Annotated in this window: 2 protein-coding genes; both read left to right on the top strand. The window is 65.2% G+C overall.

The features are described from left to right. Positions 1-1146 (top strand): hypothetical protein (locus VDP82_RS17665; RefSeq protein ID WP_323016125.1); only part of this gene is annotated, 1146 nt, incomplete at its 5' end. Next, the coding region (locus VDP82_RS17660; RefSeq protein ID WP_323016124.1) for a Mur ligase family protein at positions 1136-1866 on the top strand (731 nt) is incomplete at its 3' end. The genes VDP82_RS17665 and VDP82_RS17660, both read left to right, overlap by 11 nt.

Below are 1866 nucleotides of genomic sequence, written 5' to 3'. Positions count from 1 at the left end.
GTGAGCTATTTCAAGCTGCGCGCGCCCTTTTCCATCGTCGCGCCCGAAATCGCGCTGACCCCGGCCGAGCATGCGTTCGCCATCGATGTCTATGAAAACGGGCTGGGGGAATTTTATGCCCGCAACAATCTGGCCCGCTTCGGCCGGCTGCGGCTGGAAACGCCGGAGGATCGACGCGGCCCGCCGCCGGCACCCAGCCTGCCCCGGCGCAGCCTGCTGCCCATTGGCGGGGGCAAGGATTCGCTGGTGAGCGTGGACCTGCTGAGCAATGTGGGCGTCGACTTCACCCCCTTCGCGGTCAATCCGCGCGGGCCGATCCTGAGTTCGGTGGAGCGCATCGAGCGCGCGCCGCTCTATGTGACGCGCACCCTGGACGCCGAAATGATCCGGCTCGGCGCCCAGCCCGGCTATTACAACGGCCACGTACCCTCCACCGCCATCAATTCCATGATCGCGGCGCTGGCGGCCCTGCTTTACGGCTATGACCAGATCGTCCTGTCCAACGAGCGCTCGGCCAGCGAGGGCAATGTGGAATTCGACGGGCGGGAAACCAACCACCAATACTCCAAGTCGCTCGGCTTCGAGTTGCTGATCGCCTCGACCCTGTCCGACGCCACCGGCGGCGCGCTGAAATATTTTTCGCTGCTGCGGCCCTATTCGGAGGCGCGCATCGCCTCGCTCTTTACCCATGAGACCAAGTTCGACCGCGTGTTTTCGAGCTGCAACCGCAATTTCCGCCTCTCCGGCAATTCGGGGCCCCTCTGGTGCGGCGAATGCCCCAAATGCCATTTCGTCTTCCTGATCTTCGCCCCCTTCATGACCAAGCAGCGCCTGCTCTCCATCTTCGGGCGCGATTTGCTCGATAACCCCGCCCATGAGCGCTCCTTCCGCGAGCTTTCGGGGCTGGCCGGGCAGAAACCCTGGGAATGCGTCGGGGAAATCCGCGAGGCGGCGGCCTGCCTCTATACGCTGACCCGCCATGCCGACTGGCACGAGGACGCGGTGGTCAAGGCGCTCAAACCCGACCTTTTCGCCCAATATGGCGAGCCGCAACTGCAACTGGCCATGGCCGAATGCCTCACCGACAGCCGCGACCACCATATTCCGCCGGCCCTTGCCGCCAAGGTGGCCGCCTATGCGGTTTGACGCCCCGGTCCTGCTCTATGGCGCCGGGCGCGAGGCCCGCTCCACCCGCGCCTTCCTCAGGACGCGCGCGCCGGGACTGAAGGTGTTCGTCACCGTCGACAGCGGCGCGGCCGATATCGAGGACGCCGAAATCATCGCCCCGGCGGACCTGCCAGCCGCCATTGCCGAAAGGCGCTTCGGGCTGATCGTGAAAAGCCCCGGCGTCTCACTCTATAAGCCGCTCCTTGGCAAGGCGCGCAAAGCCGGCATCCCCGTCACCTCCAATCTCAATCTCTGGGGCGCGGCCTATCGCAAGGGGCGCAGGGTGATCGCCATTTCCGGCACCAAGGGCAAATCCACCACCGCCACGCTGGTCCATCTGATGCTGACCCGCTCGGGGCTGGATGCTGGCCTTGCCGGCAATGTCGGCCTGGCGCCGCTCGACATTGCCGACAGCCACGCCATCATCGTCTTCGAATTGTCGAGCTACCAGACCGCCGACATGGATTTCCTCCCCGACCTGGCGGCGATCACCAATCTTTATCCCGAACATGTCGACTGGCACGGATCGGTGGAGCGTTATTTCGCCGACAAGCTGCACCTCATCGACCGCGATGGCGATTTTCCCGTGGCTATGGGCGCGGGCGCACAGAAAAATCCGCTGGTGCTGGCGGCCCGGCGCGATCCGGCCCGCGAGATAGCCGGCCTTACCTCCGAACAGGGCGCGGCGATCGCGGCGGC

Source organism: Devosia sp. (assembly GCF_034675085.1).
Classification (GTDB): Bacteria; Pseudomonadota; Alphaproteobacteria; order Rhizobiales; family Devosiaceae; genus Devosia.
This window is presented reverse-complemented; position numbering and strand designations above follow the sequence as displayed.